General features: G+C 73.0%; 15 protein-coding genes. 7 read left to right on the top strand and 8 right to left on the bottom strand.

From position 1 onward, the window contains the following. Positions 1 to 5 precede the first annotated feature (5 nt). Positions 6 to 1364 (bottom strand): hypothetical protein, encoded by a 1359-nt coding sequence (locus tag OO68_RS03930; RefSeq protein ID WP_403550911.1) that lies wholly within the window; start codon positions 1362 to 1364, stop codon positions 6 to 8. 113 nt (positions 1365 to 1477) lie between these two features. Here OO68_RS03930 and OO68_RS03925 point away from each other — a divergent pair, with 113 nt between their 5' ends. Further along, positions 1478 to 2719 (top strand): molybdopterin-dependent oxidoreductase, encoded by a 1242-nt coding sequence (locus tag OO68_RS03925; protein ID WP_033306661.1) that lies wholly within the window; start codon positions 1478 to 1480, stop codon positions 2717 to 2719. Positions 2720 to 3035: 316 nt separating this feature from the next. On the opposite strand, the gene OO68_RS03920 is transcribed toward OO68_RS03925, so the two are convergent. The 3 genes from OO68_RS03920 to OO68_RS03910 are packed head-to-tail and all read right to left on the bottom strand — an operon-like array spanning position 3036 to position 5151. Further along, complete coding sequence (locus OO68_RS03920; RefSeq protein ID WP_033306904.1) at positions 3036 to 3794, bottom strand: class I SAM-dependent methyltransferase; 759 nt, start codon at positions 3792 to 3794, stop codon at positions 3036 to 3038. Continuing rightward, positions 3791 to 4444, bottom strand: coding sequence for a TIGR04282 family arsenosugar biosynthesis glycosyltransferase (locus OO68_RS03915; protein ID WP_033306660.1), 654 nt, complete (start codon positions 4442 to 4444; stop codon positions 3791 to 3793). The genes OO68_RS03920 and OO68_RS03915 overlap by 4 nt, the downstream gene beginning before the upstream one ends. Next, positions 4441 to 5151: a glycosyltransferase family 2 protein gene (locus tag OO68_RS03910; RefSeq protein ID WP_033306659.1), complete on the bottom strand. Its 711-nt coding sequence runs from the start codon at positions 5149 to 5151 to the stop codon at positions 4441 to 4443. The genes OO68_RS03915 and OO68_RS03910 overlap by 4 nt, the downstream gene beginning before the upstream one ends. Before the next feature lie 128 nt (positions 5152 to 5279). Between OO68_RS03910 and OO68_RS03905 the strand changes: the two genes are divergently transcribed. Beyond that, entirely contained in the window at positions 5280 to 6053 is a 774-nt protein-coding gene (locus tag OO68_RS03905) for a response regulator transcription factor (RefSeq protein WP_033306658.1), read from the top strand. Between the two features lie 2 nt (positions 6054 to 6055). Next, entirely contained in the window at positions 6056 to 7168 is a 1113-nt protein-coding gene (locus OO68_RS03900; protein ID WP_033306657.1) for a sensor histidine kinase, read from the top strand. A 366-nt stretch (positions 7169 to 7534) separates the two neighbouring features. On the opposite strand, the gene OO68_RS03895 is transcribed toward OO68_RS03900, so the two are convergent. Next, positions 7535 to 8536 (bottom strand): NAD-dependent epimerase/dehydratase family protein, encoded by a 1002-nt coding sequence (locus tag OO68_RS03895; protein ID WP_033306656.1) that lies wholly within the window; start codon positions 8534 to 8536, stop codon positions 7535 to 7537. A 124-nt stretch (positions 8537 to 8660) separates the two neighbouring features. On the opposite strand from OO68_RS03895, the gene OO68_RS03890 reads away from it, so the two are divergent. Both OO68_RS03890 and OO68_RS03885 read left to right on the top strand, forming a co-directional pair. Beyond that, entirely contained in the window at positions 8661 to 9392 is a 732-nt protein-coding gene (locus OO68_RS03890) for a flavodoxin family protein (RefSeq protein WP_033306655.1), read from the top strand. 130 nt (positions 9393 to 9522) lie between these two features. Continuing rightward, positions 9523 to 10896, top strand: coding sequence for a DUF1996 domain-containing protein (locus OO68_RS03885; RefSeq protein WP_033306654.1), 1374 nt, complete (start codon positions 9523 to 9525; stop codon positions 10894 to 10896). A 21-nt stretch (positions 10897 to 10917) separates the two neighbouring features. On the opposite strand, the gene OO68_RS03880 is transcribed toward OO68_RS03885, so the two are convergent. The 3 genes from OO68_RS03880 to OO68_RS03870 all read right to left on the bottom strand — a co-directional run bounded on the left by OO68_RS03880 (position 10918) and on the right by OO68_RS03870 (position 13085). Continuing rightward, entirely contained in the window at positions 10918 to 11802 is an 885-nt protein-coding gene (locus tag OO68_RS03880) for a bifunctional helix-turn-helix transcriptional regulator/GNAT family N-acetyltransferase (RefSeq protein WP_033306653.1), read from the bottom strand. A gap of 62 nt (positions 11803 to 11864) precedes the next feature. Next, complete coding sequence (locus OO68_RS03875) at positions 11865 to 12434, bottom strand: cysteine hydrolase family protein (protein WP_033306903.1); 570 nt, start codon at positions 12432 to 12434, stop codon at positions 11865 to 11867. A gap of 186 nt (positions 12435 to 12620) precedes the next feature. Then, a complete protein-coding gene (locus tag OO68_RS03870) occupies positions 12621 to 13085 on the bottom strand; it encodes a hypothetical protein (RefSeq protein ID WP_051814397.1) in 465 nt (154 codons plus the stop codon). Between the two features lie 322 nt (positions 13086 to 13407). On the opposite strand from OO68_RS03870, the gene OO68_RS43705 reads away from it, so the two are divergent. Both OO68_RS43705 and OO68_RS03860 read left to right on the top strand, forming a co-directional pair. Continuing rightward, the gene (locus tag OO68_RS43705) at positions 13408 to 14688 is read left to right on the top strand and encodes an alpha/beta hydrolase (RefSeq protein ID WP_051814394.1); all 1281 of its coding nucleotides are present in this window, start codon (positions 13408 to 13410) and stop codon (positions 14686 to 14688) included. 38 nt (positions 14689 to 14726) lie between these two features. Further along, positions 14727 to 15758 carry a trypsin-like peptidase domain-containing protein gene (locus OO68_RS03860; RefSeq protein WP_033306652.1) on the top strand — a complete coding sequence of 344 codons (1032 nt, stop codon included), beginning with the start codon at positions 14727 to 14729 and terminating at the stop codon, positions 15756 to 15758.

The raw sequence follows: 15758 nt of genomic DNA, 5'->3' as shown, positions 1-15758 counted from the left end.
AGCGGTCACCACCCGGTGATCAGCAGATGGTTGAGGAGCAGCGCGAGCAGCGCCTGGGCGGCGAGCCAGGCACGGGGCCGGGTGAGGAACGCGCAGGCCGGGAGCAGCCACAGGGCGAAGGGGAGCCAGATGCGTTCCGTCTCCGCCTTGCTCATACCGGAGAGGTCGGCGACCAGCAGGGCGAGGAGCGCGGCGGAGACCAGGAACGCCAGGCGGACGCCGGCCCGGGGTCCGGTGCGACGCCGGACCAGTGCGGCCGCCGTCCGCCGCAGTCCCGCCGCCGTCGCCGGTCCCGTGACGAGCACCGTGCAGGCCAGGTTGGCCCACACCCAGTAGCCGTAGGGGCGGATGCCGCCCGCGCCCTGGCCGTAGCGAGTGACCAGCAGGCGGTAGGCCTCCCACCAGTCGAAGCCCGCGAGCGTGAACGCCGCGGGAACCACGGCCAGTCCGGCCAGCCACGGCACCGCCAGGGCCGGGTGCTCCCGGATCCCGTGGCGGCCGGGCACCAGGACCGCCGCGGCGATCAGCGCGACCAGCGTCAGGCCGTACGACAGGTAGCAGGTCAGGCCGAACAGCAGCCCGGACGCGCCGGCCCACGCCAGGGACCCGCGGGTGACGGCCAGAGCCATCAGCGCCACCGCCCATGCCGCCACCGCCGCGAAGTACGCGTCGGCCGAGGTGCCCATCCACACGGCCGCCGGGGCCAGGACCAGGAAGGGGGCCGCCCGGCGGGCGAGCGTCTCGTCGGCCAGCGTGCGGACCGTGACCAGCACGGCCACGCAGGCGGTCGCCCCCACGGTGATGCACCACATCCCCGCCCACCCCCCGCCCCGCAGCCCGATCCGGTCGAGCAGCACGAAGGTGAGGGTGGCGGCGGGCGGATGCCCGGCGACATGGGCCGGCCAGTTGTCGGGGGAGTCCAGCAGGATGTGCCCGGTGAAGCCCCGCAGCGCCGCCGGGATGTCAGGGAAGCGGTCGACGACCTGGAGATATTCGTGGCGGGTGGTGAGCCGGCGCGCGATACCCCGGTCCCAGCCGTCGATCAGGGCGAGGGAGAAGATCCACGCCGTGGCCGTGCCCCAGACGGCCGGGAGCAGGGCACGCCAGGGGAGGCGGGCCGCAAGCGCGGGACCCTGGGAGACGGTGGCGATCGCCACCAGGACGGCGGCCGGCGTGCCGGGGCCCAGGTGCGGCGCCCAGGACGCCAGCAGCGGGGGCCAGTCGACGAACAGCGTCCGGCGGGTGTCCTCGATGTGGCGGCCGACCGCCACGGACACCGTCACGAGCAGCACGGCCGCCACGACGGCGTACAGGTCACGGCGCAGGTCGAGGGACGGCGGAGCGGAGGGCGGGGTGCGGATCACACCGGCACGCTAGGCCGCGCATCCGGCCGCGGACCGCCGACCGGGCCCGACGTCAGCGTTTCGTCATGGGTCGCACACCCTCCCGCGGGGTGCCCGCGGCCTACCGTCGGCTCATGCGAGACGATCCACGCGACCCACGGCTCCCCACGTCCCCCGGCTTCTGGCGCAGTCCCCTGCGCGGCCCCCGTTTCACCTCGGTGCTGGGCCTGGTCCTGCTCGCCGGCATCACGGTGCTGTTCGTGACGGGACTCCTCTCGTACGCCGCCTACAACCCGAACCTGTCGCCGGTCAACGACAAGACCCCGGACAAGGGGATCCTCGGCTTCTACCTCTTCACCTGGCCGACGGACCCGCACTGGCTGTACCGGCTGAACCAGGGCGTCCACGTCACCCTCGGCATCACCCTGATCCCCGTCCTGCTCGCCAAGCTGTGGTCCGTCGTGCCGAGGCTGTTCGCCCTGCCCCCGGCCCGCTCGCTCACTCACGCCCTGGAGCGGATCTCGCTGCTCCTGCTGGTCGGCGGCGGCCTGTTCGAGTTCGTGACGGGTGTCCTCAACGTCCAGCTCGACTACGTCTTCCCGGGTTCGTTCTACCCCCTGCACTTCTACGGCGCCTGGGTGTTCTTCGCCGCCTTCGTGGCCCACGCCGTGCTGAAGGCGCCCACGGCACTGCGCAACCTGCGGCGGCTGCGGGAGGAGAGAAACGACCTGGTGTCCCCGCGTCCCGCCGAGCCGACCGTCTCCCGGCGGGGCGCCCTGTGGTTCGTCGGGGGCGGCTCACTGCTGCTGTTCGCCACGACCGTCGGACAGAACTTCGGTGGCCCGCTGCGGCGCACCGCCCTCCTCGCCCCGCACGGCGGCGCCGAACCCGGCAGCGGACCGGGCGGCTTCCAGATCAACAAGACCGCCGCGTACGCCGGGATCGACACGGCGGAAACGGCCGGGGACGCGTGGCGGCTCGTGGTGACGGGGCGTACGGAAACGGTCCGCCTCAGCCGCGCCCGGCTCGCCGGGCTCCCCCTGCACAGCTCGGCGTTGCCCATCGCCTGTGTGGAGGGCTGGTCCACACCGGACCAGTGGTGGCGCGGGGTGCGGCTGCGCGACCTCGCGGCCCTCGTCGGATACGAGGACGACCCGCCGGACGTGTTCGTCGAGTCCCTCCAGCGGCGCGGCGCCTTCCGCAAGGCCGCCCTGCGCGCCAACCAGGTGGCCGACCCGCGTTCCCTGCTCGCCCTGTACGTCAACGGCGAGGAGCTGTCCCCCGATCACGGCTACCCGGCGCGGATCATCGTGCCCGCGGCGCCCGGTGTGCTGAACACCAAGTGGGTGGTCCGCATGACGTTCGGAGACCTGTGATGCGCGCACCGCGGCTCCCGCTCGGCAGCCCCCTGCACCTCCTGCTGCTGTCCTGTTCGTTCGCCCTCGCGGCCTACGCGGGGGTGCGCCTGCTCGCCGGCGACTGGTTGGGCGTGGCGCTGTGGGTCGTGGGCGCGGCGCTGCTGCACGACCTCGTGCTGCTGCCGCTGTACGCGGCGGCGGACCGGGCGGTGGTGTCCGGGTTCGGCGCGGTCCGCCGACGGGAGTGGGCGATGTACGTGCGCGTACCGGCCGCCCTGTCCGGGCTGCTGCTCCTCGTGTGGTTCCCGCTGATCAGCGGCACGGTGGAGCGGCGCTACCGGTCCGCCACCGGTCTGCCCGCCGACGTGTTCCTCGCGCGCTGGCTGCTGATCACCGCCGTCCTCTTCGGCGGCTCGGCCCTGCTGCTGGCGGTGCGGCTGCTGCGGCTGCGCAGGGCGGCGAAGTGCCGCCCGCCGGCCGTCCACTGACCCGCCCGCTCCCAGCCTCGCGCATAGCCGAGCAGAGCCCGCGTGCCCAGCCGCGCCCAGGGGAAGGGCTCGCCGGTGGTGGCACGGGCGTCGGTGATGTGCACGCGCACGCGTTCGTCGACGTCAGCGGCGGCCGTCTCGGTGATCAGCAGGCCTCCGGGGCGCAGCAGCCCGGCGACCCGCTCCAGCAGGGCACGCGGGTCGCCGCCGATGCCGATGTTGCCGTCCATGAGCAGCACGGTGTCCCAGCGGCCCTCGCCGGGCAGCTGCTCGAACACCGACCGCCGCAGCGCCTGGCCCCCCAGCCGGGCGGTGTGCTCCACCGCCGCCTCACTGACGTCGATCCCGAGGGCGACCCATCCCCGGGCGGCGAGTTCGGCCACCAGCCGTCCGGGCCCGCACCCCACGTCCAGCACGGCCCCCTCGCACCGGTCCAGCACATCTCGGTCGACCGGGTCGGCCCCGGCGCACCAGCGCTCCACCTCCAGGGGCAGCAGCCAGCCGTCCGTGCGCCGCAGGAACAGCGGGCCGCGGCCGGCCCGCAGGGCGGCGTCGTAGGGGTCGGCGGCGGCCCACGCCAGGGCGGTCGCGGACGGGGTGCTCATCGGGGACCGGCCGGGCGCGGACCCGGCCCGGTGGCCGGTGCCCCGGCCGCCGGGCACCGGGCCAGCCGCGCCGCGAAGCGCCCCCGCGGGGCGAGTGCGGCCACGGCGTGGGCGTCGGCGGCGGTGTCGACGTCGCGCAGGGACGGCAGGTCGCGCACCCGCAGCCCCGCGGCGGCCAGCCGTTCCCGCTGCACGGCGCCCGTCACCGCCGTCGACATGGGCACGCCCCGCAGCAGAGCGGGGTCCGGGCACGCCAGGCCGAGGGCCCAGAAGCCGCCGTCCTCCGCCGGGCCGAACCAGGCGTCGCAGCCGGCGAAGTCCACGGTGAGCAGCTCAGGGGTCACCTGCGGGGTGTCCATGCCGATGAGCAGGGCGGGGCCGGCGCAGCCCGCGAAGGCCTCCGCCAGCCGTTCGTCGAGACCGCCCGCGCGCTGCGCCACGACGTCGAAGCCCGGCGGCAGCCAGGGGCCGGGGGCGCCGTCGAGCACCAGGACACGCCGGGCGGCGGGCGTGGCGGCCACGGCGTGCAGCGTGTCCGCGAGGGCCGCTTCGGCCAGTTCGGCCGCCTCCCCGGGCGTGAAGGGCGGCGTGAGCCGCGTCTTCACCCGGCCCGGTCGCGGCTCCTTGGCGATGACGAGGAGCGTGGTCAACGGACGGTTCCCCCTTCGCGCGCCATCGTTCCCCTCTCGTGCGCGGGCGTCTCCGCCAGCACGCGGCTCATGTCCCGTACGGCCTGCCAGGTGCCGCGCCAGGTGCCCGTCACCTTCGAGGTCCCCGCACGCGGCAGGTACGGCACGTCGTGCTCGGCGATCCGCCACCCCGCGTCCGCCGCGCGGACGACCATCTGGAGCGGATAGCCGCTGCGCCGGTCGCTGAGGCCGAGGGCGAGCAGCGCCTCCCGCCGGGCGGCGCGCAGGGGGCCGAGATCGTGCAGGCGCAGCCCGGTGCGGCGGCGCAGCATCCGCGCGAGCGCGAGATTGCCGGCCCGGGCATGCGGCGGCCACGCGCCCCGCCCCTGCGGACGCCGCCGCCCGAGCACCAGGTCGGCCCCGCCGTCGCGCACCTCGTGCACGAAGGGGACCAGGAGCCCCGGGTCGAGGGAGGCGTCACAGTCGCAGAAGCACACCACGTCGGCGGTGGCGGCCGTCAGTCCGGCGTGGCAGGCCGCGCCGAATCCCCGCCGCGGCTCGTGCACCACGGTCGCGCCCCACGCCCGGGCGATGCCGGCCGAGCCGTCCGTGGAACCGTTGTCGACGACGAGTGCGCGCCAGCCCGGCGGAATTCGTTCGAGCACCCAGGGAAGGGCCTCGGCCTCGTTCAGGCAGGGCAGCACCACGTCGACGTCCGGAGGTGTCATCGTCACGGTTTCACCCTACGAACGCGAATCAGGCATTTCGGGCTATCGCTCCTTACGAAACGCGGACGTCGGGAGGCCGGAGCGGTGCCCGGGCCCCGCGGGCGGCGGCGTGGTGCCAGGCTGGACGCATGCAGCAGCCGTACGAGCCCCCCGGAACGGCGGGCGGAGCCCCCAGGATCCTGGTCGTCGACGACGATCCGACCGTCGCCGAGGTCGTCGCCGGATATCTGGACCGCGCCGGTTACGCCGTCGACCGCGCCGACGACGGCCCGAGCGCCCTCAGCAGCGCCGCCGCGCGCCGCCCGGACCTGGTCGTGCTCGACCTGATGCTGCCCGGCATGGACGGTCTGGAAGTGTGCCGGCGGATCCGCGGCCACGGCCCCGTGCCCGTCATCATGCTCACCGCCCGCGGCGACGAGGACGACCGCATCCTCGGCCTGGAGGTCGGCGCCGACGACTACGTCACCAAGCCCTTCAGCCCCCGCGAACTCGTCCTGCGCGTCGAGTCGGTGCTGCGGCGCAGCCGCCCCGCGGCCACAGGGGGCGGCCGGCTGGGGGCGGCCGGTCTGGCCGTCGAGCCGGCGGCCCGCCGCGCCACCAAGAACGGCACCGAACTCGCCCTCACCCTCCGCGAGTTCGACCTGCTCTCCTTCTTCCTGCGGCACCCGGGGCGGGCCTTCGGCCGCGAGGACCTGATGCGGGAGGTCTGGGGCTGGGACTTCGGCGACCTGTCGACCGTCACGGTCCACGTCCGCCGCCTGCGCGGCAAGGTCGAGGACGACCCGGCCCGGCCCCGCCTGATCCAGACCGTCTGGGGCGTGGGCTACCGCTTCGAACCCGGTGAGCCCGGTGGACCCGGTGGACCCGGTCGACTCGGTGAACCCGGTGAAAGGGGCGACTGACCGTGCACGCCAACCTCCTCATCGCCCTGTACGCCTTCGCCGGTGCCGCCGCGACGGGGCTGGTCGGGGCGGGAGTCCTGCGCCTGATCCGCCGGCGTTCGCTGACCGTCTCGCTCGCGGTGGTGGCGGCGGTCGGCGTCGTCGCGATGCTCGCGGGCACGCTCGCCGTCGCCTGGGCGATGTTCCTGTCGGCGCACGACCTCACCGTCGTCACGACCGTCGTCGCCATGGCGGCCGTCGTCTCCCTGGCCACCGCCCTGCTGCTGGGCCGCTGGGTCGTCGCGCGCAGCCGTGAACTCGCCGTGGCGGCACGTTCCTTCGGCGACGGCGGGGACTTCGCCGTCCCCGACGGGCCCGCCACCGCCGAACTCGCCGCGGTGAGCCGGGAGCTTGCGGCCACCAGCGCCAGACTCGCCGAGTCGCGGGAGCGGGAGCGTGCCCTGGAGGCCTCCCGCCGTGAACTCGTCGCCTGGATCTCGCACGACCTGCGGACCCCGCTGGCCGGACTGCGTGCCATGTCGGAGGCCCTGGAGGACGGCCTCGCCGCCGACCCCGACCGCTATCTCCGGCAGATACGGACCGAGGTCGAACGCCTCAACGACATGGTCGGCGACCTCTTCGAGCTCTCCCGCGTCCACGCCGGGACCCTGGCCCTGACCCCCACCCGGATCTCCCTGTACGACCTGGTCGGCGACGCCCTCGCCGGCGTCGACCCCCTCGCCCGCGCGCACGGGGTGCGGCTGGTGGGCGACCGGGTCGAGCCGGTGCCGGTGGAGGTGGACGGCAAGGAGATGAGCCGGGTGCTGGGCAACCTGCTGGTCAACGCGATCCGGCGGACCCCGGCCGACGGCACGGTCGCGATCGCCGCCGAGCGGTCCCCCGAGGGTGTCGTCCTGTCGGTGACGGACGGCTGCGGCGGCATCCCCGAGGAGGACCTGCCGCGCGTCTTCGACACCGGCTGGCGCGGCACGCACGCCCGGACGCCCCCGGCCGGGGCGGGCCTCGGCCTCGCGATCGTGCGCGGCATCGTGGAGGCCCATCAGGGCCGGGCCGGCGTACGCAACATTCCCGGCGGCTGCCGCTTCGAGGTGGTGCTGCCCGCGGCCGCCTCGTGAATCGGCCAGGGTGCTGCGTTTTCCGCGTCGGGGGCGGTGGCTCGGCTCGCCTGGTGGGCCGGCGGCCGTGGGGCGGGAGCTGGGGGCGCGGGCCCTTCGCTTCCGTGCGGCCTAGTCCGGCTGTGTCTGACCGGTGGCCCGGCGCCCTCGGCGCGGGGCCCGCGCCGGGAGCCGCCATGGTGGGCACCTTGCCTCCGCGCCGCCACCGCGCCCCGCCCGTCGAGTCCCGTCACCCCGCGGGCAGGGGGGCAGGGGGGGCGTCCGGGCCGCTCCCGTGGGCCCGTCGAGCCGCCTCGCCGCGGCCTTCGCCGCGACCGGCGACATCGGCGGCTGCGGGTGCTACCCCGTCCGCCCCGGGCCTGCCGCCTACGCGCCCCGCATCCCCGCCCGCGCGAACTCCGTCATGCCCTCCTCGAAGCCGACCACCGGCTTCCACCCCAACTCCGACCGCAGCCGCGACGAGTCGGCGGTGATGTGCCGTACGTCCCCGAGCCGGTACTCACCCGTGACGACCGGCTCGGGACCGCCGCACGCGGCAGCCAGGGCTCGCGCCATCTCGCCGACGGTGTGCGGGTCACCGCTGCCGGTGTTGAACGCGGTGAGCGTGCCCGGGGCGGCCGCCGCCTCCAGTGCCACGGCGTTCGCCGCCGCCACGTCCCGGACGTGCACGAAGTCCCTGCGCTGCCGCCCGTCCTCGAACACCCGCGGGGCCTCGCCCCGGGCGAGCGCCGAGCGGAAGAACGAGGCGACCCCGGCGTAGGGCGTGTCCTGGGGCATGCCGGGCCCGTACACGTTGTGGTAGCGCAGCGACACCGCCGACCCGCCGGTGCAGCGGGCCCAGGCGGCGGCGAGATGCTCCTGGGCGAGCTTGGTCGTCGCGTACACGTTCCGCGGATCGGCCGGGGCGTCCTCGCGGACCAGCCCGGGGGAGAGGTCCTGGCCGCACACCGGGCACGGGGGCTCGAACCGGCCCGCGTCGAGCCCCGCCACGGCCCGCGGCCCGGGCCGCACGACCCCGTGCAGCGCACACGCGTACCGTCCCTCGCCGTACACGACCATCGACCCGGCGAGCACGAGGGCGGGTACGCCCGCCTCCGCCATGGCCGCGAGCAGCACGGCCGTTCCCAGATCGTTGTGCGAGACGTAGTCCGCCGCATCGGCGACCCCGTCGCCCAGGCCGACCATCGCGGCCTGGTGGCACACGGCGTCCACACCGGCCAGGGCACGGCGCACCGCTGCCGGGTCCCGCACGTCGGCCGCCGGATCCTCCCGTACGTCGAACACGACCGCGTCGTGCCCCCGCTCCCGCAGAGTGGCGACCACGTGGGACCCGATGAACCCGGCACCGCCGGTGACCAGTACGCGCATACGGGCACGCTAGGCGCCCACCGCCGCTGCCTCATCGGAACGCGGCCGTACGTCATGACTCCGTAAGACGGGCACGGGTGTGCCGGAACACAACAAAGCGGACCCGGCACGAGACCCTGCCCCCATGACAGCTCCCTCCGCACCCGGTGCGCCCCACCGCTTCGACGACCTGAGCGCCCTCTACATCAACTGCACCCTCAAACCGTCCCCGCAGCGCAGCCACACCCAGGGCCTGATCGACAAGAGCCGGTCGATCATGGACGACGCCGGCGTGACCACGGAGCTGATCCGCGCCGTCGACCACGACATCGCACCCGGCGTCTACCCGGACATGACCGAGCACGGCTTCGCCACGGACGTCTGGCCGGCGCTGTACGAGAAGGTCATGGCCGCGGACATCCTGGTCCTGGCCGGCCCCATCTGGCTGGGCGACAACAGCTCGGTCACCAAGCAGGTCATCGAGCGGCTCTACGCCTGCTCCTCGCTGCTCAACGCCCAAGGGCAGTACGCGTACTACGGCCGGGTCGGCGGCTGTCTCATCACCGGCAACGAGGACGGCATCAAGCACTGCGCGATGAACGTCCTCTACAGCCTCCAGCACCTCGGCTACACCATCCCGCCCCAGGCGGACGCCGGCTGGATCGGCGCGGCCGGGCCCGGACCGTCGTACCTGGACCCGGACTCCGGTGGCCCGGAGAACGACTTCACCAACCGCAACACCAGCTTCATGACCTGGAACCTCATGCACATCGCGGCCCTGCTGAAGCGCGCCGGAGGGGTTCCCGCCCACGGCAACCAGCGTTCGCAGTGGGACGCCGGGTGCCGCCCGGGCGCGGACAACCCCGAGCACCGCTGACCGGCGGGGCCGGAGCGGGACGCCAGTTCTTACGCGACGGTGACGCCCGGCCGGAACCCGGGGCCGGCCCTCGTCCCAGCGGCCACGGTGGTCACACCTGACACACCAGCCAGACGAACGGAAGGCCACCATGAACCAGGGACACAGGCGCAACCGGAAACGCCGTAACGCGATCGTCCTGGTCGCCGGGCTGGCCGCGGGCGGTGTCGGACTCGGGCTGGTCACCATGCAGGCCAACGCGACCGACACCCCTCGTGCCACCACCCGCGCGGCCTCACCCATCTCCTGCCCCTCCGTGGCCGACCGCCTGCCGGACGTACCCCGGCAGGCGCGTGCTGAAGTGGACCGCAACCTGCGACTGCTGCAGTCCCAGATCACCGAGGCGGGCGACCGGCTGGCCGCCACGCGGGGCCAGGGCGGTGCCGACTTCGTGCGGAACGCCGTCCTCGGCCCCCTCAAGGACAAGCGGACCGCCACGATCGACCGCATCGCCATCGCGATCAGCCGCGCGGGCGCGCCCCGGCCGCAGGGTCTGAGCAGCTTGGCCGCGTGCACACAGGCCGGCGCAGGCCAGGGGCAGCAGGGGCAGGGAGCGAGTCCGTCCCCGGCCGGCAACGGCCCGGTGCCCGAGGACTTCGTGGACATCACCGAGGTCGCCCCCAACGTGCCCGCCCGGCCCCGCAACGGCCGCAACGCCTCCAAGGGCGCCTTCAAGACCCGCTGCGGTGTCAACGCGGAAGGCAGGCACAACTCCGACAACGTGATCGTCGCCCCGGGGGTGGGCAACGGGGCCCACCACACCCATGACTACGTCGGCGCCATCGGCGTCGACGCCTTCACCACCGACGACACCCTCGCCGCGGCCCGCACCACGTGCACCAACGGCGACCGGTCGACCTACTACTGGCCGGTACTGCGCGACCGCAGGGGGGCCGAGGAGGCGGACGCGGGCAAGCCCGGCGGCGGAGCCGAGGGCAACGTGGGCAAGATCCTCACCCCCACGTCCGCGAGCCTCACCTTCGTCGGCAACCCCACCACCAAGGTGGTCGCCATGCCGCGCTTCCTGCGCATCATCACCGGCGACGCCAAGGCCAACGCGAACGGCGGCGCCAACGCCAACGCGGCCTGGTCCTGCACCGGGTTCGAGAACCGGGTCCAGCTCAAGGACAAGTACCCGATCTGCCCGGCCGGCAGCGAGCTGGTGCGCACCGAGCGCTTCCAGAGCTGCTGGGACGGCCGGAACACCGACAGCGCCGACCACCGCAGCCACGTCGCCTTCGCCGACGCCCGGGGCAGGTGCCCGGCCGGATTCAAAGCGGTGCCGCAGCTCGTACAGCGCCTCACCTACAGTGGGCTGGCCGGCAGCACCGCCTTCGCCGTGGACAGCTTCCCCGAGTCGCTGCACAAGCCCGTCACCGACCACGGCGACTTCATCAACGCGATGCCCGAGCGGCTGATGAAGCAGGCCGTCCGCTGCATCAACTCCGGTCGCAGCTGCGGCTGAGGTCGAAGGGCCCGCGTGGTCTCACAGCCGCTTCTCGAACCAGTGATGGGCGTAGGGCTCGTCGTTGAAGGCGGGGATCTCGGTGTACCCGGTGTCGCGGTAGAGACGCATGGCCGCTTCCAGGGCCTTGTTGGTGTCGAGCCGCACCCGGTCCCTGCCGTGCCGGGCGGCGTGTGCCTCCAGTTCGGACAGCAGGCGCCGGGCCAGGCCGAGTCCCCTGGTCCCGGGGGAGACCCACAAGCGCTTGATCTCCGCTGGGGCCCCGGCCGGCAGCTTGAGCCCTCCGCAGCCCACCGGTTCGCCGTGCAGGCGGGCGACCAGGAACAGCCCGCGCGGTGCGCGCAGCTCGCCCGGGTCGGGCAGCAGGCTGTGTCCGGGGTCGAACCCGCCGTCGAAGAGCCCGCCCAGCTCGGCGGCGTAGGACCGCAGGCAGTGCGCGGCGTCCGGGTGACCGGGGTCGAGCTCTTCCAGGGAGACCATGGAGGCGGTCAGCAGCCGTTCGACCTCGGCCATGGCGGAGGTCAGCCGCTCCCGCTGCCGGGCGTCGAGCGGGTCGAGGAGCGAGGCGGCCAGGGCGTCGCTGCGGTCGTCGAGGAAGGCCCGCTCGCGCTGCCCGGCCTCGGTCAGCCGCACGGTGCGTACCCGCTTGTCGCGGGGGTGCGGTTCGACGGTGACGAGGCCGTCGCGTTCGAGCGCCCGCAGCAGGCGGCTCACGTAGCCGGAGTCGAGACCGAGCCGTTCCCGTACGCCGCGCACGTCGTGCGTGCCGCCGTCGCCGATCTGCCAGAGCAGCCGGGCCTGGCCGTAGGGACGCGCCCCGCCCAGATAGTGGTCGTTCAGTACCCCCACCCGCTCGGCGACCGTCCGGTTGAAGCGCCGTACCTGTTCCACCTGATCCGCTGCCATTCTCTGACCTTAGTCAGGTAATGGCGACGGAGCAAAGGAAGAGCAAGGCGGGCTTGGGGGTCTCAGGCCTCGTGGGGCTCGAACTCGGTCTCCTTCGCGGAGGTGATACGGGCTCCCATGTTGCGTTCCATCATCTCCAGGGCGGCGGACGCCAGGTGGGGGTGGATGGAGGCGACGGCGTCCTTCGGCACCGTCACCTCCAGGTGGCGGATGTGCGCGTCCAGAGCGGAGTAGAGGACGCACTGCTCGGTGACCTGCCCGGTCAGCACCACGTGCCCGACGCCCAGGCTCCACAGGAGGTAGGACAGGGGCGTCTCGAAGAAGACGGAATGGCGGGCCTTCATGACGAAGAGCGACCGGTCGTCGGGCCGGATGGGCTCGATCAGGTGGGCGTTCGGCTGGGACAGGGCCGCGTCCAGCAACTCCCCGTGGTGCGAGCGCCACAGCCCGAAGTTGTCGTTCACGTAGATCACGGGAACGTCCGCCTCGCGGGCCCGGCCGAGCAGCTCGGTCAGGACCGGCACGATCCCCTCGACGGACGGCACGAGGAGCTCGGCGTCCTCGTGGTCGTAGGTGTTGATCATGTCGATCACGATCAGAGCCGCCCGCGCCGGGTCAGCGCCTCGTTCCATGCCCTCCACCGCCCGTCCGGTGCCGTCACTCATGGGCTGCGGTGGGATGCGGTGGGGATGGGCGTCGGAGCATCGGATCTCCCGAGTGGTGCGGGTGGTGCGGGTTCCGGGAATGTACTGCTGAGTACCCGGGGGTGCCGTGGGCCTAACGGCCCGCTCGGGGGTCGGATCCGCAGGGAGCCGCGCTCAGGCCGCGCGCGGGCTGCCGGCATGCGCAGGTGTGCCGAGAGCATGCTCCAGCGCTGCGATGTCCGGGACGTCCTTCGCTCGTCGGAGCCGGCGCTTGTAGGCGAGCACGTGCCGGAGCTGGACGAAGCGAATTCCGTCGACCACGTCGGCCGCGTCGATCAGGTCATCCGTTGAGACATCCTGGGAAAACCAGGCGTCGAACACTTCTACTCTGCCGCCCCAGAAGGCGGCCACAGGGTCTCCTCCGATGGTTGAGACACCGAGGTCACCGTCCTTGCAGGCCTTCTGCCAGGCAGGCCCTCGGGCGACGATGTCGAGGTCCCCGAGCGACATCTTGAGTCCATGCGCCAGCATGGGACCGCTTCCGAAAACCGCGCACTGATCCAGGTCGAGTTCCAGTGACAGAAACCGCCGCACCAGCGGATGTACCCGCATGTGCGTCTGCTCGGCCGCGTTGCTCATCGGATTTCCCGCCTCTTGCCTCTGGGCGCCACCCGCCGGGCGTATCCGGATCGGGTCGCCCAGGACGACTTTGTCCTGCCGACCTGCGGTGGGGTATCCGAGCGGCTACTCAAGGCCGATAAGGCCGGGTACTCACGGGCACTTCTGCACCGTGGCCACAACCGCGTCCGCTACCTGCGCACTTGCCCTCCGAGGCGGCCGACCGCGCCTTATGATGCCGAGGGGGGCCGTGAGGAATCCGGTCCGTGTATCGAGAGTCTTCTCGGAGTCATGGGGGGGCAAAGTGGAGGACTGGGGACCACTCGTTCCCGCAGTCGCGCAAGTGTGGCCGAAGGTCGGGGAGTTCGTGCACGGGGCCGAGCTCGAACGCCTGGAGTCAAAGGTCCTGACGGCGTTGCGGGCGCTGGACACCGCACAGCACGTCTCCCCGGCCGGCGGCACGGAGGAGACGCCGACGCCCGAGACGCATGAGGCGATCGACTCGGCGGCGCGCGAAGTCGCCCTGGCATTCGAAGCCCACGCTCCGCTCGGAGCCATGCTGGCTGCTGAGTTCGACGCTCTGGCGGTCCGCCAGGAGCAGTTCGGCCCCGCAGACCCGCCGCCGCACTGGGTCGCCTGGCAGCGTTCACTGCTGGTTCCGGTGCTGTACGCCACGGACCGCGCGCTAGACGAGAAGCGGGCCGGCTTCGGTTCCGCACGTGGCGAACTGACCTACGGGGAAGCCCGGGTGGGCATTCCCGACGACCACCGTATGGGCGCCGCGGAGAAATCCCGCGTGTGGCGGCTGCGCTTCCGGGACGATCCGGCCAGGGTCGCGACACTCGGCGCCGTGGCGACGTCAACCGCCCAGGAGTTCACCGAGCTGACCCGCAAACGGCTCGCGGAGTGCGAGGTGAACCAGGCACTGCTGTTCGTCCACGGCTACAACGTCCCGTTCCGCGCCGCCGCGATTCGCGCGGCCCAGATCGCCTACGACCTGAACTTCACCGGCGTTCCCCTGCTCTACAGCTGGCCGTCGAAAGGCACGGTCGGTGGCTACGTGGCGGACGAGAACTCCGTCAGCCGCGCGGTGCCGTACTTCCAGGAATTCCTGCGCCTGGTTCTGGCCGAGACGAACGTGAGCGAGGTGCATGTGCTGGCCCACAGCATGGGTAACCGGCTGCTCACCGAAGCGCTCGCCGACTTCGACACCACGAGCCTGCCCGAGGGCTCCGGCCGACTCGGCCAGGTGGTCTTCGCCGCGCCCGACGTCGACGCCGAGGTGTTCCGTAGGCGCCTGCCGCGCATCACCCGGCAGGCTGCCGGGTGCACCCTCTACGCATCGTCCGCCGACCGCGCCCTGGCCGCCTCCCGCACCATGGCTGCCGCACCGCGCGCCGGGCAGGCCGGCGCCGGAATAGTCGTGGCCCCGGGGCTCGACACCATCGACGCCGGCGCTCTCGACACCGGGCTGATGGGCCACTCGTACATGGGCGACCACACGTCCGTCCTCGCCGACGTCTACGGCCTGCTGCGGCAGGCCCTCCCGCCGTCCCGGCGCTTCGGGCTGGTGTCCGTGCCGCACGCCGACGGGTTCTACTGGTCCTTCCAGCCGCAGAAGTGACGCCTGCCGACCGCCCAGCCCGCAGCAAGGTGACAGCGATGACGCATTTCCTCGACCGCCTTCCCTTCGAATGGAGCACCCCCGGAGCGCAGGAACTCCAGGAACTGCTCGTCTCCGTCTACGACGAGCCGATGGCCGTGAAGGCCATGGCGGGGAAGGCGGGCATCGCGACCTGGCACGTGGACTGGCGGCAGCCGGTCTACGGCATCTGGTTCGACCTCATCCCCGCCGCCCGCAACCAGGGCAAACTGAGGGCGCTGCTCTCAGTGATCGAGAGCGGGCCGGACCTCGCGGTGGCGGAGCGTCTCAAGGAACTGATCGGCGACAGGCCGGTCCTGGAGGCGCCCGCAGCGGACCCTCCGCCAGGCACCTGGAAGGACTTCTCCGACCCCGATCCCCTGGAGCGGCGGATCTTCAGCAGCAACACCTTCCAGGACGTGGCCTTCCTGCGCCGGGGGACGGAACAGGCAACGGCGGTGTGCCGACTGCTCGTTACCGACGACGGCGGGCGCCGCTACCACGGCACGGCGTTCCGGGTGAGCCCCGACCTGCTGCTGACCAACCATCATGTCCTGTGCGGCAGCGGCAGCCGACCGGGGCGGGTGGACGCCTGGTTCGGCTACGAGCAGGACCTCGACGGCCGCGACCTGGAGCATGTGAGCGTCGCCTGTGATCCCGGCTCCGTGGTCGGTGACGAGACGGACGACTGGGCCGTCGTCAAGGCGGTCGGACCCCTGCCGGACGACGCGGTCGTGATCGAACTGCCCGAGCGGGCCACCCTGGAGGTGGGCGACCGCCTCTACATCATCCAGCACCCCAACGGCGGGGTGAAGAAGCTCGCCGCGCGGCACAACGTCGTGCGCTACGTCGACGACGAGATCGTCCAGTACTGGACCGACACCGACCGCGGGTCGTCGGGCTCGCCCGTCTTCGACGAGCGGTGGCGGCTCGTCGCCCTGCACCGCCGCTGGACCAGGATCGGCCCGCTCAGCGCACAGGCGGAGTACCGCAATGAGGGCGTCAGGATCGAGCGGGTCGCAGCGGGCCTGGCGAACGCGGGGCTGAGGTGA

Source organism: Streptomyces iakyrus, assembly GCF_000717055.1.
Lineage (GTDB): Bacteria > Actinomycetota > Actinomycetes > Streptomycetales > Streptomycetaceae > Streptomyces > Streptomyces iakyrus.
This window is presented reverse-complemented; position numbering and strand designations above follow the sequence as displayed.

Coding starts and splice junctions, on each gene's coding strand:
- OO68_RS03925 (WP_033306661.1), top strand. CDS start 1,478: ATGCGAGACGATCCACGCGACCCACGGCTCCCCACGTCCCCCGGCTTC.
- OO68_RS03920 (WP_033306904.1), bottom strand. CDS start 3,794: ATGAGCACCCCGTCCGCGACCGCCCTGGCGTGGGCCGCCGCCGACCCC.
- OO68_RS03910 (WP_033306659.1), bottom strand. CDS start 5,151: ATGACACCTCCGGACGTCGACGTGGTGCTGCCCTGCCTGAACGAGGCC.
- OO68_RS03905 (WP_033306658.1), top strand. CDS start 5,280: ATGCAGCAGCCGTACGAGCCCCCCGGAACGGCGGGCGGAGCCCCCAGG.
- OO68_RS03895 (WP_033306656.1), bottom strand. CDS start 8,536: ATGCGCGTACTGGTCACCGGCGGTGCCGGGTTCATCGGGTCCCACGTG.
- OO68_RS03890 (WP_033306655.1), top strand. CDS start 8,661: ATGACAGCTCCCTCCGCACCCGGTGCGCCCCACCGCTTCGACGACCTG.
- OO68_RS03885 (WP_033306654.1), top strand. CDS start 9,523: ATGAACCAGGGACACAGGCGCAACCGGAAACGCCGTAACGCGATCGTC.
- OO68_RS03880 (WP_033306653.1), bottom strand. CDS start 11,802: ATGGCAGCGGATCAGGTGGAACAGGTACGGCGCTTCAACCGGACGGTC.
- OO68_RS03875 (WP_033306903.1), bottom strand. CDS start 12,434: ATGGAACGAGGCGCTGACCCGGCGCGGGCGGCTCTGATCGTGATCGAC.
- OO68_RS03870 (WP_051814397.1), bottom strand. CDS start 13,085: ATGAGCAACGCGGCCGAGCAGACGCACATGCGGGTACATCCGCTGGTG.
- OO68_RS03860 (WP_033306652.1), top strand. CDS start 14,727: ATGACGCATTTCCTCGACCGCCTTCCCTTCGAATGGAGCACCCCCGGA.